The sequence below is a fragment of the Sphingomonas sp. genome, from assembly GCF_040398505.1.
GTDB lineage: Bacteria > Pseudomonadota > Alphaproteobacteria > Sphingomonadales > Sphingomonadaceae > Sphingomonas.
On the sequence record NZ_JBBATX010000201.1, the window covers coordinates 1 to 1,543 of the forward strand.

General features: G+C 64.2%; 2 protein-coding genes. One reads left to right on the plus strand and one right to left on the minus strand.

The genetic code is table 11. From position 1 onward, the window contains the following. Positions 1-202, minus strand: a 202-nt coding sequence (locus ABWP09_RS14375) for a hypothetical protein (protein WP_353205800.1), incomplete at its 3' end; no start/stop codon positions are given. A 220-nt stretch (positions 203-422) separates the two neighbouring features. On the opposite strand from ABWP09_RS14375, the gene ABWP09_RS14380 reads away from it, so the two are divergent. Next, the gene (locus ABWP09_RS14380) at positions 423-1,469 is read left to right on the plus strand and encodes a LacI family DNA-binding transcriptional regulator (protein WP_353205801.1); all 1,047 of its coding nucleotides are present in this window, start codon (positions 423-425) and stop codon (positions 1,467-1,469) included. The last annotated feature ends 74 nt before the right edge of the window (positions 1,470-1,543 follow it).

Here is a 1,543-nt window from a genome sequence, read left to right on the forward strand (position 1 = left end):
TTTGCAGCGAGGCGCGAAAACCAGTGACGACGATATCCTTGTCCGCCGCGTCGGCTGCGGGTGCATCGGTCGCCGGCGCGGTCTGCGCGTGTGCGGCGGTGGTGCCGAGGAGCAGCAGCGCCGCGCCCAGCGCGCTCATGCTCGTGCCCAATGACAAGGTGGTGCGGTAGTGCGTCGCCTCACGGCGCATCGATGCGATCATGCTCTCTCTCCCCTTGGGCTCCACGGCGTCTGCTGCGCGTTGAACCTTTCGTCAGCGTGATTGCGCTTGGGCGATTGCAAAGCCAAGATAACGACATACGTATTCAATACGGACGCAAGACTAGCCGGCCAGAGGCCTTCCTTAACTGCGGGGCAGCGCGTACACCGTGCAAGGCGACCGGAAATCCGGCGCGGATCAGGCTGAGGAGCCGCTTGCGCAAATGGCGCTCAACGACAAACCGACGTCTTTCGATATTGCAGCGCTGGCCGGCGTTTCGCAGCCGACCGTGTCGCGCGCATTGCGCGGCGATTCGACGGTGAGCGCGGCGACGCGGCTGCGGATCGAAGCGATCGCGCGCCAGCTTAATTATAAGGTCGACAAGAATGCGTCGAACTTGCGGCGCGGCAGTTCGAACACGCTCGCCTTGCTATTTTTCGAAGATCCGACGCCCGACGATTCGCTGATCAACCCGTTCTTCCTGGCGATGCTCGGGTCGATCACGCGGACCTGTGCGTTGCGTGGCTATGATTTGCTGATTTCGTTTCAGCAGCTCTCGAACGACTGGCACGTCGATTATGAGGATAGTCGCAAGGCCGATGGGATCATCCTGCTCGGCTATGGCGATTATGAGCAATATCGCGCGCGGCTCGATTTGCTCGCGGCGCAAAACACGCATTTCGTGCGCTGGGGCTCGGTGCGCTCGAACCACGCCGCCGATGCGACGGTCGGCTGCGACAATGTCCGCGGCGGGCGCGACGCCGGACGCCATCTGATCGCGCAAGGCTGCCGCCGGATCGCGTTTCTGGGCGAGGCGTCGAGCCATTATCCCGAATTCGAGGATCGCTATCGCGGCCTGGGCGAAGCGATCGACGAGGCGGGGATGCTGTTCGATCCTGCGTTGCAAGTCGATGCGATCACCACCGAAGCCTCGGGTTATGCCGCCGCCGTAACGCTGCTGGCGCGCGCGCGCGATTTCGATGCGATCTTCGCCGCGAGCGATCTGATCGCGATCGGCGCGATGCGCGCGCTCGCCGAGGCGGGGCGTCGCGTTCCCGACGATGTGAAGATCATCGGCTTTGACGATTTGCCCGCCGCCACGCTCGCGCATCCGCCGCTCACCACGGTCGCGCAGGATTATCGCCGCGCCGGCGAATTCCTCGTCGACACGCTGCTCGCGCGGATCCGCGGCGAGGTGACCGCTACCGCGATCCTGCCGCCGCGCCTGGTCGTGCGCGCGTCGAGCGGCATACGTATTCATGGCGACTGACCCGCCGTTCCCCGCCACCACTGCGCACAGACGCGACAGAACAAAAGCGCAGGGGATGGATCAGTGAACGAACG